A 23,635-nucleotide genomic window follows, 5' to 3' on the forward strand; every position below is an offset into this window, starting at 1 on the left:
GACGTGCAACCGGCTAAGGTGGTTCCATGCGCGCTGGGTTCCCCGACTTCCGCCTCGGCACCGTGCTGGCGACGAGCTTCACGGCGACCCTGACGGAGCGCTGTGGCGACCCTGTGGAGCGCATTCCCGTCCCGCGACGACTTGTCGACTGGCTGGCGGTGAACGGCCTCGGCGTCGACTCCTGCACCGCCGCCCAACTTGACCTCGCCTGGGAGTTGAGGGAGTCGATTCACCTCGCCGCGACGGCGGCCGCGACCCAGGACGCTCTCCCCGCGCCCGCCGTCCAGGTCATCAATGACCGCAGCGTCGAGGGGCGGGCCGCCGCGATCCTGACCCCCGAGGGCGCGCGGCGATGGCGGCTCGGCCCGGCGTCCCGCGTGGAGGACGCCCTCAGCGTGATCGCCGCCGATGCGGTCAGCATCCTCGCAGGTGAACGAGACGGGAAGCTGGCCCTGTGCGCATCACCGACCTGCCGGGCCGCCTTCTTCGACACCAGCCAGAGCCGCACCCGCAGGTGGTGCGAGATGAACACGTGCGGCAACCGCCAGAAGAAGGCGCGCTTCAACGCCAGGCAGCGTGAACACTCCAGATCAGCGGAGTGATCATTACGCCCTGGACGCCGACGCGGACAGCGGGAAGCCGGGCCCAGGGCGGTTGAGGGTCTTCCAGTCCGAGCCAGACGTGCGAAATCGCGAGCCGTTTACTCGACCAGGGCTTTCCAGGCTCGAGATCGCGAACCTGCGGGCCGAGCGCGCCACGGGCCTGTCCACACTCGACTGGCAGCGCGCCTCCGGCCCGCACATGACGAGGATGCTGGCGACGGGCCGCTTCCCGGCCCTGGCCAAGGCCGTGCACGACGGCACGGACGTGGACGCCGAGACATCCTTCGCGACCGGCCTGGACTGGGTCCTCGACGCCGTGGCCGCCAAACTCACCCGGCCGTAACAGTCTCCCTGGCCTGGAGCTTCCCACGGTCTGTCCACTGAGCGCGCACTGTGTCACCCGGCGTAGAGGGTATTTCGCACTGACGCGATAAGGGCGACGCGGCCACAGGTGCGTTCTCCGGCTACCGGCGCCACTGATGCCTGGAGAGCTCGCTGTCTGGACACGTTGGGGACCTCCGATGCGCGGGCGGCGTCCGTCCCCTCGTGCTGCCGGCAAGGGGCGGTGATCGCCTGGTTGCGGAGGGAGCCATCATGCGGACGGTGATCATCAGCAACCGCGCATGGGCGCGTGTGCGACACAACCCAGACCACAACACTCAAGGAGTACGACATGCGTCGTCTTCTCAAGCAGCGCCTTCTGACCGTGCAACCCGGCCTCAGCCCGATTCTCGAGGGCGGATTCGGTGCGATGACCATCGTCGCCGAAGACCGCCCGGACGTCCAGGTCGTCCTGAGCGGCCTCGGACTCGGCAGGATCCCCGAGGGGGTCATCCTGGATCCCACCACCAACGGATACTGCTTCGTCCGTTGTGACCGCCTGTGGGCATGGGGCGCGCTGGTCACGGCGGTCACCGTCCGCGTTCCGCGCGATTTCGCCTACCTCATCCAGGCGTACACGCGAGGTCGGATCACCACCACCGGCCCGATCGGGCGCGTCCAACTGACCGCCTTCGGGCGCATCAGTGTCGAGGAGATCCCCACGAACTCCACGGCCGTTCTGTCCACCAAGGGCTGGTGGAGCTCGATCAAGGTCGGCAAGACCAGCGGTGAACTCGCCGCTTACACCAACGGCGGGTCCGTACAGGTCGAGGCGGCCGCCCCCAGTTCCCTCACCATCTCCCCCAAGGGAGGGAACGTCGACGTTCACGGCGACTGGGACGACCGAGCCCTGTGGATCTTGGGCGAGTGCTGGCGCGAGACCCTTCGCAAGAGCACCTGACCAGCCACGGGCAACGGCCGCCGGCCGTCACCCTTCACCAAGGCTTCGGCGCCGGCCGAAGCCCCGCACACCGAGAGGCCCGGCACCAGCCGGGTCTCTCTTCGTTCCGATCTGGGACGCGTGGCCGTGGTGGAGCAGGTGTGATCGCCGAACCGGGCGTGCGGGCCGCCACGACCCGGTCTCGTTGCACGGCACCCGGAAGTGACGTCAGGCGATCACCGTCATGGGCATGAGGTCAGGGGGAGGCGGGGGTCAGGGCGAGGGCCTTGAGGATGTGGGTGACCGTCTCTTCGGGGGTGCCTGTTATGGGGGCGGTGATGATGTTCTCGTCGGGGGCCGGGGGTTCGAGGTCGGCGAACTGGGAGTCGAGGAGGTCGGCCTTGAAGAAGTGGCCCTTGCGGGAGCGCATGCGGGCGGCGATGGTGTCGCGGTCGCCGTCCAGGAGGACCAGGCGGACGTCCTCGTGACCGTCGAGCAGCATGTCGCGGTACCCGCGTTTCAGGGCGGAGCAGGTGACGACGCCGGGGCGGCCGGTGGCGAGGCGGTCGGCGATCCACGCGGCGATGGCGCGCAGCCAGGGGAGGCGGTCCTCGTCGGTGAGGGGGTGGCCCGCGCGCATCTTGGCGACGTTGGCCTCGGAGTGGAACGCGTCCGCCTCCGCGTACTCCCAGCCGAGGCGTTCGGCGAGGAGCGTGCCGATGGTGGTCTTGCCGCTGCCGGACACGCCGGCGACCAGGATGACCAGGGGCTCTGTGGGGTTCGGGGGCATGGTCAGGCGGTCACCACCGGGGCGCCGGCGAGGACGACGCCCTCCTGCCCGAGCTCGTCCAGCGCCTTGTCGACGGTGGCCTTGCCGACCCCGGCCGTGAGGTCCAGCAGGACGGTGGTGCGCAGGCCCGCGCGGACGGCGTCCACCGCGGTGGCCCGGACGCAGTGGTCGGTGGCGATGCCGACGACGTCGACGGCGTCCACGCCGCGGGCGGCGAGCCAGTCGGCGAGCGGGGTCTCGTCGTCGGAGAACCCCTCGAAGCCGCTGTAGGCGGCGGTCTCGCGGCCCTTGCTGAACACGGCCTCGATGGGGGCGAGGGCGAGGTTGGGGTGGAAGTCGGCGCCGGGGGTGCCGATCACGCAGTGCGGCGGCCAGGTGTCGGCGAAGTCCGGTTCGGTGGAGAAATGGCCGCCCGGGTCGAGGTGAAAGTCGCGGGTCGCCACGATGTGCGCGTACTCGGACCGGTGCGCGGCCACGTACTCGGAAATCGCCGTCGCCACCGCCGCGCCACCGCCGACGGCCAGCGAACCGCCCTCGCAGAAGTCGTTCTGCACGTCCACGATGATCAGAGCCTTCTTGCCCATGACCGCTCCCTTTACCGGTTGCCCCACCGGATCTGCACCGACCGTACCCCAGCCTTGTTCCCCCACGCGGGACGGCTCAACGGCGCGGGCCGCCGTTGACGAACTCGGTCGGGACGGCGGGCTCGCCCTTGGACAGCCGGCGCGCCGTCGGAGGCAGTTCGGCGACCGAGCGCGCGTGGCGTTCCCGCGCGTCGCCGAGCGCCTCGCGTCCGACGACCTCGCCGTCCCGCACCAGCGGCACCTGGAGGACGCGGTCGTGGGGGCCGGGCGTCGGCTCGGTCGTGAACACGGTCTCGGCGTAGGCGACGCCGTGCCCGTCGACGCGGCGGACGGCGGTCTTGCGGCCGCCGCGGCTCGGCTTGCCCGTCGAGCGCTTGGCGACCGCGCGCATGGGGGCGTCCTCCCGCGGGCCGTCCGCCCGCGCGACGAGCTTGTAGACGAGCGACGCCGTGGGGGCGCCGGAACCGGTGACCAGGGACGTCCCCACGCCGTACCCGTCCACGGGCGCCGCGCCGAGCGCCGCGATGCCGTACTCGTCGAGGTCGCCGGTCACCACGATGCGGGTGCCGTGCGCGCCGAGGGAGTCGAGCTGCTCGCGGACGCGCCGCGCCATCACGCCGAGGTCGCCGCTGTCGATCCGGACGGCGCCGAGGTCCGGGCCCGCCAGCTCCACCGCCGTCCGGACGGCCCGCTCGACGTCGTAGGTGTCGACCAGCAGCGTGGTGCCCTCGCCGAGGGCCGCGAGCTGCGCCTCGAACGCGTGCCGCTCGCTGTCGTGCAGGAGGGTGAAGGAGTGGGCGCTCGTCCCGGCGGTCGGGACGCCGTACAGCCTGCCCGCCTCCAGGTTGGACGTGGTGGTGAACCCGGCGATGTAGGCGGCGCGGGCGGCGGCGACGGCGGCGCGCTCGTGGGTGCGCCGCGACCCCATCTCGATGATTGGACGCTCCTGCGCGGCCTGCGCCATCCGGGACGCGGCGGACGCGATCGCGCAGTCGTGGTTGAGGATCGACAGGGCGAGGGTCTCCAGCAGGACCGCCTCCCCGAACGTCCCCTCGACCATCAGGATCGGCGATTCGGGGAAGTAGCACTCGCCTTCGGGGTAGCCCCAGACGTTCCCGGTGAAGCGGTACTTCTCCAGCCAGCGCACCGTGGGCTCGTCCACGATGCCGTTCTCGCTGAGGAACTCCAGCTCGGCGTCGCCGAAGCGGAACGTCTCGATGGCGTCCAGGAGCCGCCCGGTGCCGGCGACGACCCCGTACCGGCGCCCGGCGGGCAGGCTCCGCGCGAACACCTCGAAGACCGCGCGGCGGCCGTCCGTCCCGCTGCGCAGGGCGGCCTGCAGCATGGTCAGCTCGTACTGGTCGGTCAGCAGGGCCGTGCCGTCACCAAGGTCCACAAGTGGAACTTTAGGGCCGACTGCGGGCACCATGGTGACGCGGGCCGTCACACGGCGCGGGGGAGCGGCGCATAGCATCGGATGCGGCGGGCGGCCGCGTCCTCCAGGGCGGGACCGCGCGAGAGAAGAGAGGGGAGATCCGGCCAATGAGCGCCATGAGCACGGCGCCCGCACCGGTGGAGTCGAAGCGGCCGGAGGCGGCGGAGGACGTGAGCGCCGACCGGCCCTGGCTGGCGATCGTCTGGAACGACCCGATCAATTTGATGTCGTACGTCACGTACGTGTTCCAGGCCGTCTTCGCCTACCCCAAGGCCAAGGCCGAGAAGCTGATGCTCGACGTGCACCACAAGGGCCGCGCGGTGGTGGCCAACGGCACCCGCGAGGAGATGGAGCGGGACGTGGAGATCCTGCACTCCTACGGACTGTGGGCGACCGTGAAACGGGACGACTGAGCCGATGAGCCATGTGAAGAAGAAGCGCGACGGCTTCCGGGTGCGGCTGGAGCCGGAGGAGACCGCGCTGCTGCGCGCCCTCATGGAGCAGCTGCTCGCCCTCCTCGGCGAGGAGGCCGGTGAGGACGGCGAGCTGGCGTCCCTCGGCATCGCCGAGAACGCCACGAAGTCGGACGATCCGGTCCTGGCGCGGCTGTTCCCGGACGCCTACCGCGACGACGGCGAGGCCGCCGGGGAGTTCCGCCGCTACACCGAGATGGGTCTGCGCGACGGCAAGCGCGAGGCGGCCCGGACGGTGCTCGGGGCGCTGGGGGAGAACGGCACCGAAGCCGTCCTCGACGAGAAGCAGATGCAGGAGTGGCTGCGGGCGCTGAACGACCTCCGGCTGGCGCTCGGCACCCGGCTGGACATCAGCGAGGACTGGTACGAGGAGGCGGGCGGCCTGGACCAGCGCGACCCGCGCGCCCCCATGTTCGCCGCCTACGACTGGCTGACGATGCTGCAGGACGGTCTCGTCCGCGCCCTGGAGTAGGCGCCGCCTAAGCTTGCGGCCATGCTGACGATTGAACGGGCCCTGGTCGACCAGATCATCGCGCACGCGCGCGCGGACCACCCCGACGAGGCCTGCGGCATCATCGCGGGCCCGGTCGGCTCGGACCGGCCCGTCCGGTTCGTCGCGATGGTCAACGCCGAGCGCTCCCCGACGTTCTACCGGTTCGACTCCCAGGAGCAGCTGAAGGTGTGGCGGGAGATGGACGACCGGGACGAGGAGCCGGTGGTGATCTACCACTCCCACACCGCGACCGAGGCCTACCCCTCCCGCACCGACATCTCCTACGCGTCGGAGCCGAACGCGCACTACGTCCTCGTCTCGACCCGCGAGGACGACCGGGCCGAGTTCCGCTCGTTCCGGATCGTGGACGGCGAGGTCACCGAGGAAGAGGTCTCGGTCGTCGAGGGGGCCTGAGGGCGGGATGCGCGGCGCGGAAGGTCCGGAGGCGGCCGGGATCGGCGGCCCCGCGGCCGGTAAACTGGTCGACATGTGGACGAGCGGGCATGGGACGGGCGGCGCCGGGCGCCGCGCCGGGGCCCCAGCGGTGCCGCCCGTGCAGAGCTTCCTGTTCGGGCACTCGCGCGCCGAAGTCGTCTACGACTGTCGCTGACGCGCTGATCACGCCTGGAATCATCCCGCCGCCCGCCCGGTTCAACACCAGGGGCGGGCAGTCCCGTACGACGTTTAAGGAGATCATCGCGATGGCGATCGAGGTCCGGATCCCGACGATCCTGCGCAACCTCACCGACGGCGCCAAGGCCGTCGAGGGCAAGGGCGGCACGCTCGACGAGCTGTTCGCCGACCTGGACACCCGGCACGCGGGCCTGCGCGACCGGCTCGTGGACGACAAGGGCCTGCGCAAGTTCGTCAACGTCTACCTGAACGACGAGGACGTGCGCTTCCTCGGCGGGCTGGGGACGGAGGTCGCCGACGGCGACAGCGTCACGATCCTCCCGGCCGTCGCCGGCGGCTGAGCCGGCCGGAACGAGCGCCACATGCGATTCGACTCACTGCTGGACTCGCTCGGAGGCACCCCGCTGGTCGGGCTGCCGCGGCTGTCGCCGAGCGAGGACGTGCGGCTCTGGGCGAAGCTGGAGGACCGCAACCCCACCGGCTCGGTGAAGGACCGCCCCGCCTTCCACATGATCGAGAAGGCGGAGAAGGAGGGGCTGCTGACGCCCGGCTGCACGATCCTGGAGCCGACGTCCGGCAACACCGGCATCTCGCTGGCCATGGTCGCCAAGCTGCGCGGCTACTCGATGGTGTGCGTGATGCCGGAGAACACCTCCGCCGAGCGCCGCCAGCTCCTGGAGATGTGGGGCGCGCGGATCATCTCCTCCCCGGCGGCGGGCGGCTCGAACGAGGCCGTGCGGGTGGCCAAGGGCCTGGCGGGGGAGAACCCCGACTGGGTGATGCTGTACCAGTACGGCAACGAGGCCAACGCGCTCGCGCACTACGAGACGACCGGCCCGGAGATCCTCGCCGACCTGCCGTCGGTGACGCACTTCGTCGCCGGGCTCGGGACGACGGGCACGCTGATGGGCGTCGGCCGGTTCCTGCGCGAGCGGGTGCCGGACATCAAGATCGTCGCGGCGGAGCCCCGGTACGGGGAGCTGGTGTACGGGCTGCGCAACATCGACGAGGGCTTCATCCCCGAGCTGTACGACGACTCCGTCCTGACGACCCGGTTCTCGGTCGGTTCGCTGGACGCGCTGCGCCGCACCCGCGAGCTGCTGGAGCAGGAGGGCATCTTCGCGGGCATCTCGACCGGCGGGGCGCTGCACGCGGCGATCGGGATGGCGAAGAAGGCGGTGAAGGCCGGCGAGCGCGCCGACATCGTGTTCATCGTCGCCGACGGCGGCTGGAAGTACCTGTCGACCGGCGCGTACGGGGGCACCCTGGAGGAGGCCGAGGCCCGGCTCGAAGGCCAGCTCTGGGCCTGACCGGCCGGCCGGCGAACAGGGCCGGCGGCCGGGGTAGAGTGCGTACTCGAACGTGATTCTAGAACCGTCCCGGCGGGCTTCCGCCGGGACGGTCGGACCGGGAGAGTGCGGATGAGCGGGTTCGGGGACTCGACGGCGGTGAAGGCGGTCGGCGAGGGCCGGTACGAGGCCGTCCTGGACGAGGGCTACGGCATCGCCCAGGCGCTGAACGGCGGCTACCTGATGGCCGTGCTCGCCCGCGCCGCCGTGGACGCCTCCCCGCACGAGCACCCGGTCTCGACCGCGGCGAACTTCCACCGCGTCGCCAAGGCGGGCCCGGCCGAGCTGGTCGTCGACTCCCGCAAGGTGGGCCGCACGGCCGCCTCGTCCTTCGTCACCCTCGTCCAGGACGGCCGGCCCGTCGTGGACGCCCTGATCACCACCGGCACCCTCGACCCGTCCGCCGAACCCGACTTCGCCGCCGAGGCGCCCGCCGCGCTGCCGCCGCTGGAGGAGTGCACGGGGTTCCGGCCCCCCGCCGCCACCGGCGGCGGCTTCGCCGACCAGGTGGACATGCGCTTCGACCGGACGACCATGGGCTGGCTGGACGGGCGGCCGAGCGGGCGCCCCGACATCCGCGCCTATTTCCGGCACGCCTGCGGCCAGGAGCCCGACGGCTACTCCCTGGCCCTCGCCGTGGACGCGCTGCCGCCGGTCGCGCTCAATCTCGGCGCGCAGGGCTGGGCCCCGACCGTCGAGCTGACCTGGCACATGCGGGCCGTCCCGGCACCCGGCTGGCTCGCCGTGCACGGCACGGGGCGGCTCCTCGCCGGCGGCTGGTTCGACGAGGAGGTGGAGGTGTGGGACAGCGCCGGCCGCCTCGTCGCGCAGAGCCGGCAGATCGCCCGCGTCCCCCTCGCCCGCTCCTGACCGGCGCGACGCACCGGCGTTTCGGAACGACGAACGAGCGGATCTCGCGCCACCGGCGTGAGCTGGACGGTTTTCCGGTGCGTGACGGTGTGATGTCCAACGCATGACGCACCCGGGCGGGGCCGTGTCGCTTAGCCTTGTGCACCATGTCAGATCCATCCCGGGGGGACGGCCTCCCAGACGCGCCCATCGGGATCTTCGACAGCGGTTTCGGGGGCCTCACGGTGGCCCGCGCCATCCTCGACCAGCTGCCGAACGAGCCGATCGTCTACCTCGGCGACTCGGGCCGCCAGCCGTACGGTCCGCGCCCGATCGCGCAGGTCCGCGCGTTCGCCCTGGAGATGCTCGACGAGCTGGTCGACGAGGGCGTGAAGATGCTGGTGATCGCCTGCAACAGCGCCAGCTCGGCGATGCTGCGCGACGCCCGCGAACGCTACGACGTCCCGGTCGTGGAGGTCATCAACCCCGCGACCCGGCGCGCCGCCCGTGCCACGTCCAACGGGCGGGTCGGCCTGATCGCCACCGAGGCCACCGTGAACAGCCGCGCCTACGAGGACGCGTTCGCCGCCGCGCCGCACATCGAGCTGGTCAGCGCCGCCTGCCCGCGCTTCGTCGACTTCGTCGAGGCGGGCGTGACGATGGGCGAGGACCTGCTCGACGCCGCCCGCGGCTACCTGCGCCCGATCGTGGACGCGGGCTGCGACACCCTGATCCTCGGATGCACGCACTACCCGCTTTTGACGGGCGTCATCTCGTATGTGGTCGGAGACGGGGTCACACTGGTCTCAAGCGCCGACGAGACCGCCAAGGACGTGTACCGAGTGCTGCACGATCAGGGACTGGCCCGCGCCGAGGCGACGCCCCGGCCGCGGCACCGGTTCCGCGCCACCGGTGACCCCGCCGTGTTCGCCGAGCTCGGCCGCCGCTTCCTCGGACCGGAGATCGGTTCGGTGGAGAGCACGTTGAGCAAGGCTTTGACGACCTGATTCCTCGGGACCGCAGAGGAGGAGTGAGCGTGCGGGTCACTGTGATCGGCTGTTCCGGCAGTTTCCCAGGGCCGGACAGCCCCGCGTCCAGCTACCTGGTCGAGGCGGACGGCTTCTCCATGCTCCTCGACATCGGCAACGGCGCGGTCGGGAGCCTCCAGCGCTTCCACGGCCTGCTGGACATCGACGCCATCTGCATCACGCACCTGCATCCCGACCACTGCCTCGACCTCACCGTCTACTGGATCGCGCGGACGTACTGCCCGGACGGCCCGGCGCCGCGCATCCCGGTGTACGGCCCCCGCGACACCGCCGACCACATGATCAAGGCGTACGAGCTGGAACCGAACCCCGAGATGACCGCCACCTTCGACTTCCGCCTTCTGGAGCCGGGGCCGGTGCGCATCGGGCCCTTCACGATGACGACCGCGCTGATGAACCACCCGGTCGAGGCCTACGGGCTGCGGATCGAGCACGGCGGCAGCGTCCTGACCTACTCCGGCGACACCGGCCACAGCGACGACCTGGTGCGGCTGGCCCGCGGCTCCGACCTGTTCCTGTGCGAGGCGGGGTTCGCCGACCGGCCGGACCTGCCGCCGGACATGCACCTGACGGGACGGGAGGCGGGCGAGCACGCGGAGCGGGCCGGGGTCGGCCGGCTGGTCCTGACGCACCTGCTGCCGTGGAACGACCCGTCCGAGACGCTCTCCGAGGCGAAGGCCAGCGGTTTCCGCGGCCCGGTCGAGCTGGCCGAGGTCGGCGCCGTCTACGAGTTCTGACCCGGCGCCGCCTCCGCGGGGCCGTCGCGGTGAGTGCCGCGTCACCCGCCGTAGGCCGGATCCGGCGAGGGCCCGCCCGCTAGGGTGGGCGCATGGCTCGCCCCGATGATCGCGCATTCGACCGGCTCCGTCCCGTCCGCATCCAGCGCGGATGGCTCGACCACGCGGAGGGGTCGGTGCTCGTGGAGTTCGGCGCGACCCGGGTGCTGTGCGCCGCGTCCGTGCAGGACTCGGTGCCCCGCTGGCGGCGCGACAGCGGCCTCGGCTGGGTCACCGCCGAGTACGCGATGCTGCCGCGCGCGACCAACACCCGCAACGACCGCGAGTCCGTCAAGGGCCGGATCGGCGGGCGCACCCACGAGATCTCCCGGCTGATCGGCCGGTCCATCCGGGCGTGCCTGGACCTCAAGGCGCTCGGCGAGAACACCGTCCAGCTCGACTGCGACGTCCTGCAGGCCGACGGCGGCACCCGCACCGCCGCGATCACCGGCGCGTACGTCGCGCTGGCCGACGCGGTGAGCTGGATGCGCGAGCGCCGCCTGCTCAGGGGGAACCCGCTCATCACCTCGGTGTCGGCGGTCAGCGTCGGCGTCGTGGAGGGCGAGCCCCGCCTCGACCTGTGCTACGAGGAGGACTCGGCCGCCGGGACGGACATGAACGTCGTCTGCACCGGCGACGGCCGGTTCGTCGAGGTGCAGGGCACCGCGGAGGGCGCCCCGTTCGACCGGGCGGAGCTGGACGCGCTGCTCGACCTCGGCGCCGCCGGCTGCGCCGAGCTGACCCGCATCCAGAACGAGGCCCTCGGCCGATGAGCGGGATCGTCCTCGCCACCCGCAACCAGGGCAAGGTCGCCGAGCTGCGCCGGATCCTCGTCGGCCTCGACGTCGTCGGCCTCGACGGCTTCCCCGGCGCCCCCGACGTGCCCGAGACCGAGCCGACCTTCGAGGGCAACGCGCTGCTGAAGGCCCGCGCCATCGCCGCGTTCACCGGCCTGCCCGCCGTCGCCGACGACTCCGGCCTGTGCGTGGACGCGCTGAACGGCATGCCCGGCGTGCTGTCGGCCCGCTGGTCGGGACGGTTCGGCGCCGGCGACCGCGACGCCGCCAACCTGCGGCTCGTCCTCGACCAGCTCGCCGACGTGGCCGACGACCGGCGCGGCGGCTCGTTCGTGTGCGCGGCGGCGCTGGTCGTCCCGGGCGGAGCCGAGCACTGCGTCGAGGGCCGCATGCACGGCACGCTCCTCCGGGAGCCGCGCGGCACCGGCGGCTTCGGCTACGACCCGATCTTCCTCCCGGACGGTGGGACCCGCACGACCGCGGAGCTGGCGCCCGCGGAGAAGGACGCCATCAGCCATCGCGGCCGGGCGTTCCGCGCGCTCGCCGAGATCGTCCCCGGCGCCCTCCGGTCCGCCGGCCAGGCCTGATCCACCCGCCCGGCCGGCGGCACCCGGTCAGCCGCAGCGCAGCCGGACGAAGGTGCCGTCCCATCCGGCGCGCAGCTCCATCAGGTCGACCAGGAGCCGGACGGTCCACAGCCCGAAGCCGCGCTGGAGGGCGGAGTCGGGCGGGATGAAGCCGGTCAGCGGGTCGGGCCCGGGGCGCCAGAAGCCGTGGTCGCCGATCTCGCAGACGAGGTCGGCGCCGTCCTGCCACGTCCACAGCCCGATCGGCGGGGTGCCGTGCTGGAGCGCGTTCGCGGCGACCTCGTTGGCGGCGGTGACGAGGTTCTGCGCCTTCTGCTTGGCCAGGCCGTGCCGGAAGGCGCGCTCGCCGACGAACACGCGCAGCGCGTGCAGGTCGTCGCCGTCGATGGAGAAGTACTCCGCGCCGGCCGGGCGGTCGGGGCGCGACCGGCGGTCGCAGCCGGAACCGAACCTGACCGGGTCGATGTAGTCGCCGTTGGCGCCGTCGTGGCCCGGGGCGAGCAGCAGCGGGTGGGTGCGGCGCGCCTCGTCGAGGATGCGGGGCTGCAGCACCTCGGTGTCGTAGGGGCACAGGGCGCGCGCCCCGGACTCGCCGAAGACCACGTTGATGAGGGACTCGTAGCGGACCCATTCGAGCGTCTGGCGCTCGTCCCACCCGTCCCAGACCGGCTCGGCGAGGGCGCAGACGGTGCGCGGGGCGCTCTGCTTCACGATGGTCTGGTAGTCGCGCAGCGTGTGCACGGGGTGCTGGTAGAAGACGGCGGAGTCGTAGTAGGTGACCGCTTCGCCGTGCGGGGCGAGGACGTCCCGCAGGGCGGTCAGGTTGGGTTCGCGGGCGACGGCGATGACGACCTGGCCGTTCTCCACGCCCGATTCGAGGTAGGGGACGGTGACGGACAGGAAGTCCTCGGTGCCCCGGTACATGAAGGCCTTGTGCTCCAGTGCCATCAGGCGATGCCCTCCGTCTCCGCGAGCCGCCGCCCGCGGGCGAGGCCGGGCAGCCGGTGCCAGCCGACCATGTCGATGACGCTCTCGACGTCGGGCGACAGGTGGTCCAGGACCAGCGCGGCGTCGGCGGGCAGCCGGGTGGCGTGCTTGGCCAGCAGGTGCAGCCCGCCGAGGTCGATGAACCCGAGCCGGGACAGGTCGAGGTGGACGTTGCGGCCGGGCCGCAGCCTCCGGAGCTGCTCGGCGAACACCGAGTGCCGCGCGGCGTCCAGCTCGCCCTCGACGCGCAGCCCCTCGGGCTCGAACGTGCGCACGATCTTCAGTATCCCGTCGTCGAATTCGGGGTTCACTTCCACGAGGACCTCGTGTGTGTCGCGAAGGGCGGTGAGCTCGGCGGGCGGGCACGCGTGCCGGTCGACCTGGCAGATCGCCATCGCCATGGTGCTCGGCGAGACGGTGCCGCCGACCCGGTGCTCGCAGCCCAGCATCCGGCCGAGGCCGGGTCGGCCGGGGCCGTTCAGCAGCCAGCTGTGGTCGGTGGTGACGCGCGCGGCGCGGAAGCCCTGCCCGAACGCGTCGCCGACCTCGCGGCCGACGGTGTCGGCCATCTTGGCCGGTTCGAACGCGCCGCTCCGGTCGAGGCACGCCTCCCGCAGCGTGATCACCCGGAGCTGACCGGACCTGACGCGGGCGTCCACGTCGATCGGCTGGCCCGCGCCGAGGCCGGGCAGCCGTTCGGCCGGGACATCGGTGATGTACACGACCTTCTCGGTGGTCTCCAGGCCCTCCCGGACGAAGGGCCCGATGACCTCGTCGCGCTCCTCCTGACTGCTGTAGGCCAGCCAGCCGTGATCTCCGGGTCGGAGTGCGCTGACGGGGCGTTTGGCGAACCAGGATGTGTCCATGGCCTGCCCATCGGTGTGAGGCGGATCTGTTCAGCGTACGCCGGTCCGGTGCGCTTGGAAGCCCAACGCATGGAGTTCCTCACGCTCCGTTCGGCGCGTCGTGGTGGCCCCGGCGGGTCGCCGTCCCGGCGTCCGGCAGGGCGATGCGGAGCCGGACGGCGGTGCCGTCGCGGCCTGTCCGGATCTGGACGAACGAGCACAGCAGCCGCACCGCCCAGAGCCCGAACCGGTCGCCGGGCGGCCCGCCGTCCGGCCTCGGCGGGACGAGCCCGAACCCGCCGTCCGGCGCCCACCGTCCACGGTCGGTGACCTCGCAGACCAGGGCGGCGGCGCCGGGCGAGGCGTCGGCCCACACGCGCAGGACGACGGGCGGCTCGCCGTGCCGGAACGCGTTCGTGACGACCTCGGTGACCGCGACCAGGAGCCGCTGCCGGTCGCCGCCCGGCAGCGGCGTGCGCCGGGCGCAGTCGGTGACCCACACGCGGATCCAGTACAGGTCGGGGCGCTCGACCTCCAGCGTCTCGGCGCCGTCCGGCGGCGGGGGCAGCGGCTCGCCGTCGCACCGGGCGCAGTACGCCCGCGGGCTCAGGAAGCCGGGGTTGGGGAGGGCCCGCGCGCCGCGCACGGTCTCGGGGTGGGTCCGGCGCCCGGCCGCGACGACGGACGCGGGCAGCGTCGCCGCGTAGGGGCACATGATCGCGGCGCCGGTGTCGCGGAACGCCTCGTTCAGCACGGCCTCGGCGCGCTGCCACTCGACGACCTCCAGCGGCGGCCGCGTCGCCCAGACGGGATCGCCGAGGACGCGCAGCCGGCGCCCCGACCGGGCGCTCTCGCAGGCGTCGCCCAGGCAGTCCGCGAGCGTGCGGGACGGGTGCGCGTACCAGGCGGAGGCCTCGGTGAACTCGACGCCCGCGGCGGCCGCCCCGAGGGCGTCGCGCAGCAGCGTCTCGCGCCCGGTCCCGCACACGGCGAGGACGCGGTCGCCCGCGTCGAGGCCGGCGCGCAGGAACGGCACGGCGCCGCCGAGGAACTCCTCCGCGCCGGAGAAGGGCAGCAGGCGATGCGTGAAGCCGGCGCTCACGGAGTCAGCGCCCACGGGGTCCCGCCAGTTGTGTGATCATGTTGTCACCGGCTGCGCGTGGCGAACGGATGCGGCCAGCCTAGAGCGCCCGCCCCGGGCGCGCTGAGATTCTCTGCCCGAATCGTCCGATGTGCCGTCCGCAATCCCGTCGCGGGCGTGTCCGCTACCGGGTCACCGCGTCCGGGGGCGGCGGGACGGGCCGCGAACGGCGGCGCGGAGGCCGGGTGTGAGGTACCGGATTAATTCATCGGGCGTCATCGAGGCGACGGGTTCCAGCGCGAGGATGTAGCGCGCGAAGACCAGCCCGGAGAGCTGGGTGCCGAACGCCCCGGCCCGCGCGGTGGCGTCGGGGCCGCCCAGATGGTCGGCGATGCGGCCGACGATCTCGCGTTCCAGCAGGTCGCGCACCAGCCGGGTCAGGTCCGGGTCGTGGACGGCCGCGCGCACCATGAGCAGCAGCGGCCCGCCGCGCTCGGGGTCGTCCCAGGCGCCGACCAGCGCGCGCAGGACGCGTTCGGGCAGCTCGGCGGGGTCGCCGGGCAGCGCGCCCGCCAGCACCTCGGGCGGGTTGGCGACGAGCCCGAGCACCGCGCCGAACAGGCCCTTCTTCGAGCCGAAGAAATAGCTGATCAGCGCGGCGTCCACGCCCGCCTCGGCGGCGACCGACCGCATCGTGACCGGCCCGTACCCGTCGGCCAGGAACCGCCGGCGGGCCACCGCGAGGATCGCCTCGCGGGTGTCGGGACTGCCGCGCCGGCGCCCCCGCCCGCCCCCGGATTTATTCATCACAGTTGAAATATAGTCCGGGCCGGGCGCAGGGTCGAGGCATGAACACCCCGAAGCAGGGGCCGGGCGCCGTCCACCGAGCGGTGCTGCCGGCCGTGATGCTGTCCCTCGCCACGGTGGTCTCGGCCGTGGCCTCCCTCAACACGGCGGTGCCGTCCATCGCCCGCGACACCCACGCCGGCCTCACCGAGCTGTCGTGGATCATCGACGCCTACGCGCTGGTCTTCGCGGCGCTGCTGCTGCTCGGCGGAGCGATCGGCGACCGCTACGGGCGGCGCCGCGCGCTCGCCGCCGGGCTCGTCGTGTTCGGCGCGGGCTCGGCCGCGGCGGCGCTGGCGGGCGACCCGAACTGGCTGATCGCGATGCGCGGCGTCCTCGGCATCGGCGCGGCCCTGGTCATGCCGGCGACGCTGTCCACGATCACCTCGACGTTCCCGGCCGCGCAGCGCACCCGCGCGGTCGGCGCCTGGGCGGGCGTCGCCGGGGCCAGCGGCATCTTCGGGCTGCTGGTGTCGGGGACGCTGCTGGAGTTCTGGTCGTGGCGGTCGGTGTTCTGGATGAACGTCGTGCTCGCCGCGGTCGCGCTGGTCGCGACGCTCGCGGTCGTCCCCGAGTCGGCCGAGCCGGAGGCCCCGAGGCTCGACCTCACCGGCGCGCTGATCACCGTGGCCGGGCTCGGCGCCGGCGTCTACTCGATCATCGAGGCGCCGACGCACGGCTGGGCCTCCGCGCGGACGCTGCTCGGCCTCGCCGCCGCCCTGGCCGTCCTCGCCGGGTTCGTCCTGTGGGAGCTGAAGCGGCCGAACCCGCTGCTCGACCCGCGGCTGTTCCGCATCCGGGCGTTCTCCGCCGGAGCCCTCACGATCACGCTGCAGTTCTTCGCCTTCTTCGGCTTCGTCTTCATCATCCTGCAGTACCTGCAGCTGGTGAAGGGCGACAGCGCGCTCGTCGGCGCGGTCAGCCTGCTGCCGATGGCGCTCACGATGATGCCGTTCGCCCGGGGCGTCGCGCCGAAGCTGGCCGCGAGGATCGGCTCGCGCCGCGTCATCACGGCCGGGCTGCTCCTGGTCGGCGTCGCGATGCTGGTCTTCTCGCTGCTGGACGAGGACAGCACCTACTGGCTGCTGCTCGCGGGACTCGTCCCGTTCGGCGCCGGCATGGGCCTCGCCATGACCCCGTCCACCGCCTCGATCACCGACGCGCTGCCCGCCGAGAAGCAGGGCGTGGGCTCGGCGATGAACGACCTGGCCCGCGAGCTCGGCGGCGCGCTCGGCATCGCCGTCCTCGGCAGCCTCCTGCAGTCGGCCTACCGCGCGAACCTCGACCTCGGGAACCTGCCGGGCCCGGCCGCCGAGCAGGCGAGGACGTCCGTCGCGGTGGCGATGCGGCTCGGCCCGCAGGCCGCCGGCCACGCGCGGGCGGCCTTCAGCGACGGCCTCCAGTCGGCGTTCCTCACCGCGTCGATCGCGCTCGCCGTCACCGCGCTCGTCGTCGCGGCCCTGTACCGGGCGCCCCGCCGGGAGGCCGCGCGAACCGTTCCCGCGCCCGCCGATCAGGACGCTAAGCTGAACGCGCCCTCGGACGCGAGCCCGGACGAAGGCGCGGACGAGAGCACGGGCGGGCGTGGCGAAATCAGGTATACGCGGCAGGTTTAGGTCCTGTTGGTGGTGACACCGTGGGGGTTCGAATCCCCCCGCCCGCACCCGGCCCGCGCCGAGCGCGGGCCGAGCGCGGGCCGGCGCGGTGCCTACAGGCCTAGGTCGCGGCGGAGGCGCTCCACGTGCCCCGTCGCCTTCACGTTGTAGTACGCCTTCTCGATCCTTCCGTCGGCGTCGATGACGAACGTGGACCGGATGACGCCGACGACGACCTTGCCGTACAGCTTCTTCTCCCCGTAGGCGCCGTAGGCCTGGAGGACCTTCGCGTCCGGGTCGGACAGGAGCGGGAACGTGAGCCCCTCCTTGTCCCGGAACTTGGCGAGCTTGGCCGGCTTGTCGGGGGAGACGCCGACGACGGCGACGCCGCCCGCCTCCAGCTCGGGCAGGCTTCCCTCGAAGTCGACCGACTCCTTGGTGCAGCCGGGGGTCATGGCCGCCGGGTAGAAGTAGAGGATCACGCGCTTGCCGCGCAGCGAGGCCAGCGACACCGCGGTCTCGTCGGCGTCGGGTAGCTCGAACTCTGGGGCGACGTCGCCCGGCTGAAGCCGCTCGGACACCCTGTCCCGCCTTTCGCTCGGATGGTGGCTCCAACGGTACCGGCTGGGGTGCGGCGGGCATCCGCCGGGAAGACCTGCAAGACTGTGCGGATCATCGCCCGGCTCGTCACGGTCCCGGCCCGCGCGAGTACGCCCGACACGATAAGGACACGGCATGGCTGACAAGAGCCGCGACCCGGAGGCGCTGGAACGGGAGATAGAGCGCAGCCGGCAGCAACTGGCCCGCACCATCGACGAGCTCGCCGAGCGGGTCAATCCGAAGAACGTCGCGCAGCGGGGCGCGGAGCGGCTGAAGGAGGAGGCCGACCAGGTCGCCAAGGCCCTCGGCGCGATGGTGCGCCCCTCCGACGACGAGGACGGCGAGGGCGGTCAGCTCGACAGGCGGCTGGTGTTCGCGGGCGTGGGCGCCGCGGTCATCGTGACCGCCCTGGTCCTGCGGCGCCGTAGGCGCAGGCGCCGCTGAGCCCCGTTCCCGAGGCGCCGGTCCGCGGTCCGCGGCCGGCGCTTCCGCGTCTGCGGACCGAGCGGGCGAGCAGTTCGGCGACGTCGCGGAGCCGGGCGAGCTCGGTCCGGCACGGCGGGCAGCCGCTCAGGTGCGCCGACAGCGCGTCCGCCTCGGCGCCGGCGAGCCGCCCGATGGCGTAGACGCCGAGGCCGATCCGGTACGCCCCGCAGTTCGTTCCTCCCACGTCCTGGAGTACGGGCGCGGCGGTCCCGCCGTTCAGCGGGCCCGCCCGTTCAGCCGAGGTCGGGCGCCGTCGCGGTGAAGCGGGCCTCGACGGTGGCGCGGACGATCTGCGTCTCGGGCTCCAGGTCGATCGGCTCGGGCTCCTCGGCGGGGCCGCCGCCCGCCACCCGCCCGTAGCCGGCGGCGAGCGCGACGGGCCCGCCCGGGACGGTGTCGCGGCCGAGCCCCTCGTCCGACAGCTCCACCAGGCCGGTGAGCCGGGCCCCGAGCGCCTCGGCGTAGCCGCGGGCCCGGTCGACGGCCTCGTTCGCCGCCTGCCGCGCGGCCCGCCGGTACACCTCGCTGTCGCGGCGCAGCTCCCACTCCGGCCCGGAGACGTAGGTGCGCTCCAGGTCGCCGAGGCGGGTGACCAGCTCGCCCAGCACCGCGAAGTCGCTGACCGTGATCTTGATCCAGACGGTGCCGCGGTAGGCGCGCACGTCGCCCTCGCGCCGCCGGTACTTCAGCAGCGGCGTGATCGACAGGCCGCCGGTCTCCAGCCTCTCCACGGCCTCGCCGTAGGACTTCACCAGGTCGAGGCACTGCTGGTTGCGCTCGGTGAGCCGGTCGAGGGCGGTGCGCCGGTCCGGCTCCTGCGACTGGACGTGCACCGACAGCCGCGCGATCTCCGGCTCGGCCTCCAGGACGGCCTCGCCGCGAACACTGATCAGGGGAGCGTCGCTCATGTCCCCCAACCTAGACGGTCGCGGGGACGCTCACAGGAACGTGCGGCCCTCGCCCCGGTAGGTGGGGACGGTGCGGACGCGCCGGCCGTCCTCGATGAGGTGCAGGGCGTCGAAGCGTTCGCACAGCTCACCGGCCTTGGTGTGGCGGAACCAGACGCGGTCGCCCACCGCCAGGAGGTCGGCGGCGCGTCCGAGCAGCGGCGTCTGCACCTCGCCCGCGCCCTCGTTGCCGTCGTAGGACAGGCCCGTCGGCAGGTAGGGCTGGGGGAGGCGGACGGTGTCGGCCGGTCCGGACGCGAGGTAGCCGCCGCCGAGGCAGGTCACGACGCCGGGCGCCGGGCGCCGCACGACGGGCAGCGCGAACAGCGCGGCGGGGCGGCCGGTGAAGTTGGAGTACTGGTCGAACAGGTGCGGCTGGTAGAGGCCGGAGCCGGCCGCGACCTCGGTGACGGCGCGCTCGGCCGCGGTCTTCTCGACGCTGCCGGTGCCGCCGCCGTTGACGAACTCCAGCTCGGTCAGCTCCCGGACGCCCCGGACGATCGCCGCGCGGCGCCGGGCCAGCTCCGCCCGGGACTGCCGCTGCATGGCGCGGATGACGCGGCCCCGCGCGGGCCGGCCGGGCGGCACGTCGCCGACGCCGGCGATCTGCGACTCGTAGGCCATCAGCCCGACGAGGTCGAGCGAGGGCCGCTTGAGGACCAGTTCGGCGAACGCCCGGACGTCGGCGGCGGTGTGCAGCGGGGAGCGCAGCGCGCCGATCCGGACCCGGCCGCCGAGCGTGCGGTACGAGGCGTCGATGTCGATGCAGACCCGCACGCGCCGGTCGCCCGCGGCGGACTCGATCAGGTCGAGGTGCTCGGGGGAGTCGACCATCAGCGTGACGGCGCGGGCGGCGCGGGGGTCCTCCGCGAGCGCGGCGATCGCGGTGCGGTCGGCCGTGGGGTAGGCGACGAGGATGTCGTCGCCGACGCCCTCGGCGGCCAGCCAGAGCGCCTCGGGGAGGGTGAACGCCATGATCCCGGCGAACCCGTCCATCGCGAGGACGTCCTCCAGGAGGGCCCGGCAGCGCACCGACTTGCTGGCGACCCGGATGGGCTTGCCCGCGGCGCGGCGCACGAGGTCGGCGGCGTTGGCGCGGAAGGCCGCGAGGTCGACGACGGCGAACGGCGCCTCCAACCCGGCGGTCGCGGCGTCATAGCGGTCCCGGAGGTTCATGCTCGTCACGATCCCACACTACCGGGAGAATATGAAAAGCTCTCACGTCCCGCCGCGCGGATGTGCGGCGAAGAAGCTCCACAGCATCGGGCTCGCCTCCTTGGGCCACGCGTGCCGCCCGCCGTTGATCCTGCAGAAGGTCACGGCGACGCCGTGCGCGCCCTTGCCCGTGCTCTCGCACCGGGTGTCGCCGCTGAGCGCCTTCACCCGCTCGCGCGGCTGGGGCAGCCCCGCGAGCCTGCGCCAGAAGTCGACCGCGTCCGAGACCGGCGGGAAGGGGCGCCTGTCGTTGAAGTCGCGGTTGCCGCCCCCGTTGAAGGGCACGTTCCCGTCCGCCGTCCCGTGGAAGATCATCGCCGAGACCGGACGGCCCGGATCGCACTCGGTCACCAGGGCGCCCTCGACCACCCCGATCGCCGCGACCTTGCCCGGCTTCTCGCAGGCCATCCGGTACGCCATCCCGGCGCCGTTGGAGAACCCGGTGACGTAGACGCGCTTCGGGTCGGCCAGCCCGGCGCCGGTCAGCTTGTCGATGAGCTTGCCGAGGAACCCCACGTCGTCGACGTTGCCGACCTTCGCCGCGCCGCAGCAGTCGCCCGCGTTCCACGTGGTCATGACCCCGTCGGGATAGGCGACGAGGAAGCCGTGCTCGTCCGACAGCCTGTCGAAGCCGGTCAGGTCCCGCATCTTCGACATGGTGGCCAGGCCGCCGTGCAGGGCGATGACCAGCGCGGGCCTGTCGGCCGGCTTGCCGTCCTTCCACTTCCCGTCCGCGACCTTGGACGGGACGTGCAGCAGGTACTCGCGGTGCCCGACCGTCCCCACGTCGAGCTTCTGCTTGTGCGTCCCCTCGGAGGTCGGGATGCCGCCGGCCGTCGCCGGACGTCCGTCCTTCCCGCCCTCGCCGCCCTTCTCGCCGGTCTTGCCGGTGCAGCCCGCCAGGGCCAGGGTGACCGCCAGCGCCACGAGCGCGATTCGCCGCATGGGGGCAAAGGTAACCCCAAGCCCGGGCTTCAAACTACTCACCGGTAGACAACGCGGCGGCGGACACGGCGGCCCGCGGGCCGCGCCCGACCGGCCGGTACGGCGGCGCGGCCGGGCGCCGCCGCGTAAGCTCGGAAGGGACCCGTCCTGAGCTGGCGCTTCCCGCGCCGCGGCAAGAATGAGACCCGTGAGCGAACCCGTGAACGAGTACGTGCTGACCCTGTCCTGCCCCGATCGGCCCGGCATCGTGGCCGCCGTCTCGGGGCTGCTGGCCGAGCGCGGGTGCAACATCGTCGAGAGCCAGCAGTTCGGCGACGGCGAGACCGGCACCTACTTCATGCGGGTGCAGTTCGCGGCGCCGGGCGACACCGACCCCGACGGGCTGCGCGGCGCGTTCGCGGCCCTGGCGCCCGAACTCGGGCTGGAGTGGCGGCTGCACCCGCTGGCCGAGCGCCCGCGCGTGCTGATCATGGTGTCGAAGGGCGGGCACTGCCTCAACGACCTGCTCTACCGGACGCGGTCCGGGCTGCTCGACATCGACATCGTCGCGGTCGCCTCCAACCACCCCGACCTGCGGCCGCTCACCCAGTCGTACGGGATCGACTACCACCACCTGCCGGCCGGGCAGGGCGGCAAGGCCGCGCAGGAGGCCGAGATCCTCACGCTGGTCGAGCACTACCGCGCCGACCTCGTCGTCCTCGCCCGGTACATGCAGATCCTGTCCGACGACTTCTGCGCCAAGCTGCCCGGCGCGATCATCAACATCCACCACTCGTTCCTGCCGAGCTTCAAGGGCGCCCGCCCCTACCACCAGGCGCACGCGCGCGGCGTGAAGCTGATCGGCGCGACCGCCCACTACGTCACCGCCGACCTGGACGAGGGGCCGATCATCGAGCAGGAGGTCGCGCGCGTCGACCACACCCACAGCCCCGAGGAGCTGGTGGCCGTGGGACGCGACGTGGAGTGCCTCGCGCTGGCCCGCGCCGTCCGCTGGCACGCCGAGCACCGCGTGCTGCTCAACGGCGACCGGACGGTCGTCTTCCGCTGACCTGCGGTTTCCTTGACGGCGAACGCGTGAGATGTCGGCATGGCGTGTTTCACTCCGCGTGACTTTCGCGCACCATGAGTGACGAGGCCGGACATGTCGAGGGCTCACGGGGGTGGCTATGGCCGAGACGCTGGTCAAGGAGCTGATCGAGGAGGCGCAGGGCAGGCGGCAGGCGCGCCGGCTCGCCGTCCGCGAACTGCGGCCCCGGCGCGCGCTCGCCGGGCTCACCGCGGCGCTGCTGGTGACGGCGTTCGGCGGGGTGGCCGCGATCGAACTGCTCGCCGGGGCGCTCGGCTCCGCCGTCCACCCGGTGCCGGGCGTCGCCCCGGTCGTGGAGACCCTGCGGCGGCACGCGTGGAACGACCCGGACGTGCTGACGGCGGCGGGCGCGGTGGCCGCCCTCGGGATCGCCTTCATGGCGGCCGCGCTGCCCGGACGGCTGCGCGGGGTGCCGCTGGCGGGCGCCGATCCGCGGCTCGCGGGCGTCATCGGCCGCGCCGCGCTGCGCCGCGCGCTCGCGGCCGCGGCGCTGGAGGTCCCCGGCATCGAGCGCGCCCGCGTCCGGGGCCTCGGGATCTTCCGCCGGGGCGTCCTCGTCCGGGCCGCGACCCACTACCGCAACCCGGCGAACCTCGCCGACCTCGTCCACGACGCGGTCGACGCGCGGCTGGACCGGATCGAGCCGATGCACCGGCCGCCGGTCGACGTCCGCCTCGGCTGGCGGAAGGACTGATGATGAGGATCGCGATCGCCGTCACCGGGGCGGTGCTGCTGCTGGCCGGCGCGTCCGCCCTCGCCCTCGGCCTCGGCGCGTTCGACGCGTTCGGCGCGCTGTCGGAGCGCCCGCTGCTCGACCCGGCGCTGGCGCGCTTCGCCCGGGAGACCGGCTGGTTCCTGCCGGCCGCGGCGGGCGCCGCCGAGGTGCTCGCCCTCGCCGGCCAGCTGTGGCTGGTCCTCCAGGGGCGGGCCGTCGTGCACCAGCGGTGGCCCGACCTCGACCCCGAGACCCGGGCCCGCGCACGCGCCGCCGCCGACGTCCTGCACCGCGACGCCCGCGGCCTGCCGGGCGTCCAGGACGCCCGCGCCCGCCTCACCGGGACGGCCGACCGGCCGCGGCTGCGGCTGAACGTCTCCTGCGCGGGCGACGCCCTCGTGAGCGAGGTGTACGGGGAACTGGGCGCGGGCCCGGTCGAGCGGTACCGCCGCGCGGTCGGCATGCCCGACCTTCCGGTGGTGATCCGCCTCCGGCCGGAGGTCGAGCGGACCCGCGGGCGCCTGCGCGGGCGCCGCCCGCAGCCCGAGTCGGCGTGAGACGGCCGCCCGGCGCCGGAGCGGGGACGCGCGAGCTGGGAATAGCACACC

31 protein-coding genes and 1 tRNA gene are annotated in these 23,635 nt (G+C 73.2%); 20 read left to right on the forward strand and 12 right to left on the reverse strand.

What is annotated here, in order from left to right; translation table 11 throughout:
• The first annotated feature begins 26 nt into the window (after nucleotides 1-26).
• From AB0C84_RS34310 to AB0C84_RS34320, 3 genes are all read left to right on the forward strand, one after another.
• Nucleotides 27-602, forward strand: coding sequence for an ABATE domain-containing protein (locus AB0C84_RS34310; RefSeq protein ID WP_361074499.1), 576 nt, complete (start codon nucleotides 27-29; stop codon nucleotides 600-602).
• Nucleotides 603-681: 79 nt separating this feature from the next.
• Nucleotides 682-945: a TetR/AcrR family transcriptional regulator C-terminal domain-containing protein gene (locus AB0C84_RS34315; protein ID WP_361074501.1), complete on the forward strand. Its 264-nt coding sequence runs from the start codon at nucleotides 682-684 to the stop codon at nucleotides 943-945.
• Between the two features lie 330 nt (nucleotides 946-1,275).
• Nucleotides 1,276-1,884, forward strand: a complete 609-nt coding sequence (locus AB0C84_RS34320; RefSeq protein WP_361074503.1) for a hypothetical protein — start codon at nucleotides 1,276-1,278, stop codon at nucleotides 1,882-1,884.
• A 235-nt stretch (nucleotides 1,885-2,119) separates the two neighbouring features.
• Here the strand turns inward: AB0C84_RS34320 and AB0C84_RS34325 are convergent, their stop codons facing one another.
• The 3 genes from AB0C84_RS34325 to AB0C84_RS34335 all read right to left on the reverse strand — a co-directional run bounded on the left by AB0C84_RS34325 (nucleotide 2,120) and on the right by AB0C84_RS34335 (nucleotide 4,666).
• Nucleotides 2,120-2,653, reverse strand: coding sequence for a gluconokinase, GntK/IdnK-type (locus AB0C84_RS34325; RefSeq protein WP_361074505.1), 534 nt, complete (start codon nucleotides 2,651-2,653; stop codon nucleotides 2,120-2,122).
• Between the two features lie 2 nt (nucleotides 2,654-2,655).
• Nucleotides 2,656-3,237 carry a nicotinamidase gene (locus AB0C84_RS34330; protein WP_361074507.1) on the reverse strand — a complete coding sequence of 194 codons (582 nt, stop codon included), beginning with the start codon at nucleotides 3,235-3,237 and terminating at the stop codon, nucleotides 2,656-2,658.
• A 76-nt stretch (nucleotides 3,238-3,313) separates the two neighbouring features.
• Nucleotides 3,314-4,666 carry a nicotinate phosphoribosyltransferase gene (locus tag AB0C84_RS34335; RefSeq protein ID WP_361074537.1) on the reverse strand — a complete coding sequence of 451 codons (1,353 nt, stop codon included), beginning with the start codon at nucleotides 4,664-4,666 and terminating at the stop codon, nucleotides 3,314-3,316.
• A 122-nt stretch (nucleotides 4,667-4,788) separates the two neighbouring features.
• On the opposite strand from AB0C84_RS34335, the gene clpS reads away from it, so the two are divergent.
• The 11 genes from clpS (at nucleotide 4,789) to rdgB (ending at nucleotide 11,678) form a co-directional block, all read left to right on the forward strand.
• Entirely contained in the window at nucleotides 4,789-5,085 is a 297-nt protein-coding gene (gene clpS / locus AB0C84_RS34340; RefSeq protein ID WP_179846469.1) for an ATP-dependent Clp protease adapter ClpS, read from the forward strand.
• A gap of 4 nt (nucleotides 5,086-5,089) precedes the next feature.
• Nucleotides 5,090-5,617, forward strand: coding sequence for a DUF2017 domain-containing protein (locus AB0C84_RS34345; RefSeq protein WP_361074509.1), 528 nt, complete (start codon nucleotides 5,090-5,092; stop codon nucleotides 5,615-5,617).
• Between the two features lie 21 nt (nucleotides 5,618-5,638).
• Complete coding sequence (locus AB0C84_RS34350; RefSeq protein ID WP_179846471.1) at nucleotides 5,639-6,052, forward strand: M67 family metallopeptidase; 414 nt, start codon at nucleotides 5,639-5,641, stop codon at nucleotides 6,050-6,052.
• Between the two features lie 7 nt (nucleotides 6,053-6,059).
• Nucleotides 6,060-6,248 carry a hypothetical protein gene (locus AB0C84_RS34355; RefSeq protein ID WP_179846472.1) on the forward strand — a complete coding sequence of 63 codons (189 nt, stop codon included), beginning with the start codon at nucleotides 6,060-6,062 and terminating at the stop codon, nucleotides 6,246-6,248.
• A gap of 91 nt (nucleotides 6,249-6,339) precedes the next feature.
• Nucleotides 6,340-6,612 carry a MoaD/ThiS family protein gene (locus AB0C84_RS34360; RefSeq protein WP_173391950.1) on the forward strand — a complete coding sequence of 91 codons (273 nt, stop codon included), beginning with the start codon at nucleotides 6,340-6,342 and terminating at the stop codon, nucleotides 6,610-6,612.
• Nucleotides 6,613-6,633: 21 nt separating this feature from the next.
• Nucleotides 6,634-7,581, forward strand: coding sequence for a cysteine synthase (locus tag AB0C84_RS34365; protein ID WP_361074511.1), 948 nt, complete (start codon nucleotides 6,634-6,636; stop codon nucleotides 7,579-7,581).
• 111 nt (nucleotides 7,582-7,692) lie between these two features.
• Nucleotides 7,693-8,490: a thioesterase family protein gene (locus tag AB0C84_RS34370; protein ID WP_258941769.1), complete on the forward strand. Its 798-nt coding sequence runs from the start codon at nucleotides 7,693-7,695 to the stop codon at nucleotides 8,488-8,490.
• A 146-nt stretch (nucleotides 8,491-8,636) separates the two neighbouring features.
• Nucleotides 8,637-9,476 (forward strand): glutamate racemase, encoded by an 840-nt coding sequence (gene murI / locus AB0C84_RS34375; protein ID WP_179846475.1) that lies wholly within the window; start codon nucleotides 8,637-8,639, stop codon nucleotides 9,474-9,476.
• Between the two features lie 29 nt (nucleotides 9,477-9,505).
• Nucleotides 9,506-10,255 (forward strand): MBL fold metallo-hydrolase, encoded by a 750-nt coding sequence (locus tag AB0C84_RS34380; RefSeq protein WP_179846476.1) that lies wholly within the window; start codon nucleotides 9,506-9,508, stop codon nucleotides 10,253-10,255.
• Nucleotides 10,256-10,347: 92 nt separating this feature from the next.
• Nucleotides 10,348-11,067 carry a ribonuclease PH gene (rph, locus tag AB0C84_RS34385; RefSeq protein ID WP_179846477.1) on the forward strand — a complete coding sequence of 240 codons (720 nt, stop codon included), beginning with the start codon at nucleotides 10,348-10,350 and terminating at the stop codon, nucleotides 11,065-11,067.
• Nucleotides 11,064-11,678, forward strand: coding sequence for an RdgB/HAM1 family non-canonical purine NTP pyrophosphatase (gene rdgB, locus AB0C84_RS34390; RefSeq protein WP_361074514.1), 615 nt, complete (start codon nucleotides 11,064-11,066; stop codon nucleotides 11,676-11,678). The genes rph and rdgB overlap by 4 nt, the downstream gene beginning before the upstream one ends.
• 27 nt (nucleotides 11,679-11,705) lie before the next feature.
• Here rdgB and AB0C84_RS34395 read toward each other — a convergent pair whose 3' ends face one another.
• The 4 genes from AB0C84_RS34395 to AB0C84_RS34410 form a co-directional block, all read right to left on the reverse strand.
• Nucleotides 11,706-12,626, reverse strand: coding sequence for a sensor histidine kinase (locus AB0C84_RS34395; protein ID WP_361074516.1), 921 nt, complete (start codon nucleotides 12,624-12,626; stop codon nucleotides 11,706-11,708).
• A complete protein-coding gene (locus AB0C84_RS34400; protein WP_361074518.1) occupies nucleotides 12,626-13,531 on the reverse strand; it encodes an MEDS domain-containing protein in 906 nt (301 codons plus the stop codon). The genes AB0C84_RS34395 and AB0C84_RS34400 overlap by 1 nt, the downstream gene beginning before the upstream one ends.
• A gap of 79 nt (nucleotides 13,532-13,610) precedes the next feature.
• Nucleotides 13,611-14,627: a sensor histidine kinase gene (locus AB0C84_RS34405; protein ID WP_361074520.1), complete on the reverse strand. Its 1,017-nt coding sequence runs from the start codon at nucleotides 14,625-14,627 to the stop codon at nucleotides 13,611-13,613.
• 156 nt (nucleotides 14,628-14,783) lie between these two features.
• The gene (locus tag AB0C84_RS34410; RefSeq protein ID WP_179846480.1) at nucleotides 14,784-15,398 is read right to left on the reverse strand and encodes a TetR family transcriptional regulator; all 615 of its coding nucleotides are present in this window, start codon (nucleotides 15,396-15,398) and stop codon (nucleotides 14,784-14,786) included.
• A gap of 41 nt (nucleotides 15,399-15,439) precedes the next feature.
• Here AB0C84_RS34410 and AB0C84_RS34415 point away from each other — a divergent pair, with 41 nt between their 5' ends.
• Nucleotides 15,440-17,053, forward strand: a complete 1,614-nt coding sequence (locus tag AB0C84_RS34415; RefSeq protein ID WP_361074523.1) for an MFS transporter — start codon at nucleotides 15,440-15,442, stop codon at nucleotides 17,051-17,053.
• Nucleotides 17,016-17,100: transfer RNA gene (locus tag AB0C84_RS34420), tRNA-Leu, on the forward strand. The genes AB0C84_RS34415 and AB0C84_RS34420 overlap by 38 nt, the downstream gene beginning before the upstream one ends.
• A gap of 45 nt (nucleotides 17,101-17,145) precedes the next feature.
• Here the strand turns inward: AB0C84_RS34420 and bcp are convergent.
• Nucleotides 17,146-17,613 (reverse strand): thioredoxin-dependent thiol peroxidase, encoded by a 468-nt coding sequence (gene bcp / locus AB0C84_RS34425; protein WP_361074525.1) that lies wholly within the window; start codon nucleotides 17,611-17,613, stop codon nucleotides 17,146-17,148.
• A 154-nt stretch (nucleotides 17,614-17,767) separates the two neighbouring features.
• On the opposite strand from bcp, the gene AB0C84_RS34430 reads away from it, so the two are divergent.
• Nucleotides 17,768-18,076, forward strand: a complete 309-nt coding sequence (locus tag AB0C84_RS34430) for a DUF3618 domain-containing protein (protein WP_179846483.1) — start codon at nucleotides 17,768-17,770, stop codon at nucleotides 18,074-18,076.
• On the opposite strand, the gene AB0C84_RS34435 is transcribed toward AB0C84_RS34430, so the two are convergent.
• The 4 genes from AB0C84_RS34435 to AB0C84_RS34450 are packed head-to-tail and all read right to left on the reverse strand — an operon-like array spanning nucleotide 18,027 to nucleotide 21,225.
• On the reverse strand, nucleotides 18,027-18,302 hold the full coding sequence (locus tag AB0C84_RS34435) for a zf-HC2 domain-containing protein (RefSeq protein ID WP_258941779.1): 276 nt from the start codon (nucleotides 18,300-18,302) through the stop codon (nucleotides 18,027-18,029). The genes AB0C84_RS34430 and AB0C84_RS34435 overlap by 50 nt on opposite strands.
• 49 nt (nucleotides 18,303-18,351) lie before the next feature.
• Nucleotides 18,352-19,026, reverse strand: a complete 675-nt coding sequence (locus AB0C84_RS34440) for an SIMPL domain-containing protein (protein WP_361074528.1) — start codon at nucleotides 19,024-19,026, stop codon at nucleotides 18,352-18,354.
• Between the two features lie 30 nt (nucleotides 19,027-19,056).
• Entirely contained in the window at nucleotides 19,057-20,241 is a 1,185-nt protein-coding gene (locus AB0C84_RS34445; RefSeq protein WP_258941882.1) for an amino acid deaminase/aldolase, read from the reverse strand.
• 42 nt (nucleotides 20,242-20,283) lie between these two features.
• A complete protein-coding gene (locus AB0C84_RS34450) occupies nucleotides 20,284-21,225 on the reverse strand; it encodes a PHB depolymerase family esterase (RefSeq protein WP_361074530.1) in 942 nt (313 codons plus the stop codon).
• Between the two features lie 187 nt (nucleotides 21,226-21,412).
• On the opposite strand from AB0C84_RS34450, the gene purU reads away from it, so the two are divergent.
• The 3 genes from purU to AB0C84_RS34465 all read left to right on the forward strand — a co-directional run bounded on the left by purU (nucleotide 21,413) and on the right by AB0C84_RS34465 (nucleotide 23,584).
• The gene (gene purU / locus AB0C84_RS34455; RefSeq protein WP_258941782.1) at nucleotides 21,413-22,273 is read left to right on the forward strand and encodes a formyltetrahydrofolate deformylase; all 861 of its coding nucleotides are present in this window, start codon (nucleotides 21,413-21,415) and stop codon (nucleotides 22,271-22,273) included.
• A gap of 118 nt (nucleotides 22,274-22,391) precedes the next feature.
• Nucleotides 22,392-23,006, forward strand: coding sequence for a DUF6286 domain-containing protein (locus tag AB0C84_RS34460; RefSeq protein WP_361074532.1), 615 nt, complete (start codon nucleotides 22,392-22,394; stop codon nucleotides 23,004-23,006).
• A gap of 2 nt (nucleotides 23,007-23,008) precedes the next feature.
• Nucleotides 23,009-23,584, forward strand: coding sequence for a hypothetical protein (locus tag AB0C84_RS34465; protein WP_361074534.1), 576 nt, complete (start codon nucleotides 23,009-23,011; stop codon nucleotides 23,582-23,584).
• The last annotated feature ends 51 nt before the right edge of the window (nucleotides 23,585-23,635 follow it).

The sequence above is a fragment of the Actinomadura sp. NPDC048955 genome (genome assembly GCF_040649435.1).
In the GTDB taxonomy this organism is placed as follows: Bacteria; Actinomycetota; Actinomycetes; order Streptosporangiales; family Streptosporangiaceae; genus Spirillospora; species Spirillospora luteofluorescens.

What these genes read in the sequence shown, in the direction of transcription:
- AB0C84_RS34430 (WP_179846483.1), top strand. Translation starts at nt 17,768, where the DNA reads ATGGCTGACAAGAGCCGCGACCCGGAGGCGCTGGAACGGGAGATAGAG.
- AB0C84_RS34330 (WP_361074507.1), bottom strand. Translation starts at nt 3,237, where the DNA reads ATGGGCAAGAAGGCTCTGATCATCGTGGACGTGCAGAACGACTTCTGC.
- AB0C84_RS34345 (WP_361074509.1), top strand. Translation starts at nt 5,090, where the DNA reads ATGAGCCATGTGAAGAAGAAGCGCGACGGCTTCCGGGTGCGGCTGGAG.
- murI (WP_179846475.1), top strand. Translation starts at nt 8,637, where the DNA reads ATGTCAGATCCATCCCGGGGGGACGGCCTCCCAGACGCGCCCATCGGG.
- rph (WP_179846477.1), top strand. Translation starts at nt 10,348, where the DNA reads ATGGCTCGCCCCGATGATCGCGCATTCGACCGGCTCCGTCCCGTCCGC.
- AB0C84_RS34335 (WP_361074537.1), bottom strand. Translation starts at nt 4,666, where the DNA reads ATGGTGCCCGCAGTCGGCCCTAAAGTTCCACTTGTGGACCTTGGTGAC.
- clpS (WP_179846469.1), top strand. Translation starts at nt 4,789, where the DNA reads ATGAGCACGGCGCCCGCACCGGTGGAGTCGAAGCGGCCGGAGGCGGCG.
- AB0C84_RS34365 (WP_361074511.1), top strand. Translation starts at nt 6,634, where the DNA reads ATGCGATTCGACTCACTGCTGGACTCGCTCGGAGGCACCCCGCTGGTC.
- AB0C84_RS34450 (WP_361074530.1), bottom strand. Translation starts at nt 21,225, where the DNA reads ATGCGGCGAATCGCGCTCGTGGCGCTGGCGGTCACCCTGGCCCTGGCG.
- rdgB (WP_361074514.1), top strand. Translation starts at nt 11,064, where the DNA reads ATGAGCGGGATCGTCCTCGCCACCCGCAACCAGGGCAAGGTCGCCGAG.
- AB0C84_RS34400 (WP_361074518.1), bottom strand. Translation starts at nt 13,531, where the DNA reads ATGGACACATCCTGGTTCGCCAAACGCCCCGTCAGCGCACTCCGACCC.
- AB0C84_RS34370 (WP_258941769.1), top strand. Translation starts at nt 7,693, where the DNA reads ATGAGCGGGTTCGGGGACTCGACGGCGGTGAAGGCGGTCGGCGAGGGC.
- AB0C84_RS34325 (WP_361074505.1), bottom strand. Translation starts at nt 2,653, where the DNA reads ATGCCCCCGAACCCCACAGAGCCCCTGGTCATCCTGGTCGCCGGCGTG.
- AB0C84_RS34440 (WP_361074528.1), bottom strand. Translation starts at nt 19,026, where the DNA reads ATGAGCGACGCTCCCCTGATCAGTGTTCGCGGCGAGGCCGTCCTGGAG.
- AB0C84_RS34465 (WP_361074534.1), top strand. Translation starts at nt 23,009, where the DNA reads ATGAGGATCGCGATCGCCGTCACCGGGGCGGTGCTGCTGCTGGCCGGC.
- AB0C84_RS34320 (WP_361074503.1), top strand. Translation starts at nt 1,276, where the DNA reads ATGCGTCGTCTTCTCAAGCAGCGCCTTCTGACCGTGCAACCCGGCCTC.
- AB0C84_RS34445 (WP_258941882.1), bottom strand. Translation starts at nt 20,241, where the DNA reads ATGAACCTCCGGGACCGCTATGACGCCGCGACCGCCGGGTTGGAGGCG.
- AB0C84_RS34360 (WP_173391950.1), top strand. Translation starts at nt 6,340, where the DNA reads ATGGCGATCGAGGTCCGGATCCCGACGATCCTGCGCAACCTCACCGAC.
- AB0C84_RS34395 (WP_361074516.1), bottom strand. Translation starts at nt 12,626, where the DNA reads ATGGCACTGGAGCACAAGGCCTTCATGTACCGGGGCACCGAGGACTTC.
- AB0C84_RS34355 (WP_179846472.1), top strand. Translation starts at nt 6,060, where the DNA reads ATGCGCGGCGCGGAAGGTCCGGAGGCGGCCGGGATCGGCGGCCCCGCG.
- AB0C84_RS34350 (WP_179846471.1), top strand. Translation starts at nt 5,639, where the DNA reads ATGCTGACGATTGAACGGGCCCTGGTCGACCAGATCATCGCGCACGCG.
- AB0C84_RS34460 (WP_361074532.1), top strand. Translation starts at nt 22,392, where the DNA reads ATGGCCGAGACGCTGGTCAAGGAGCTGATCGAGGAGGCGCAGGGCAGG.
- AB0C84_RS34410 (WP_179846480.1), bottom strand. Translation starts at nt 15,398, where the DNA reads ATGAATAAATCCGGGGGCGGGCGGGGGCGCCGGCGCGGCAGTCCCGAC.
- AB0C84_RS34310 (WP_361074499.1), top strand. Translation starts at nt 27, where the DNA reads ATGCGCGCTGGGTTCCCCGACTTCCGCCTCGGCACCGTGCTGGCGACG.
- AB0C84_RS34415 (WP_361074523.1), top strand. Translation starts at nt 15,440, where the DNA reads ATGAACACCCCGAAGCAGGGGCCGGGCGCCGTCCACCGAGCGGTGCTG.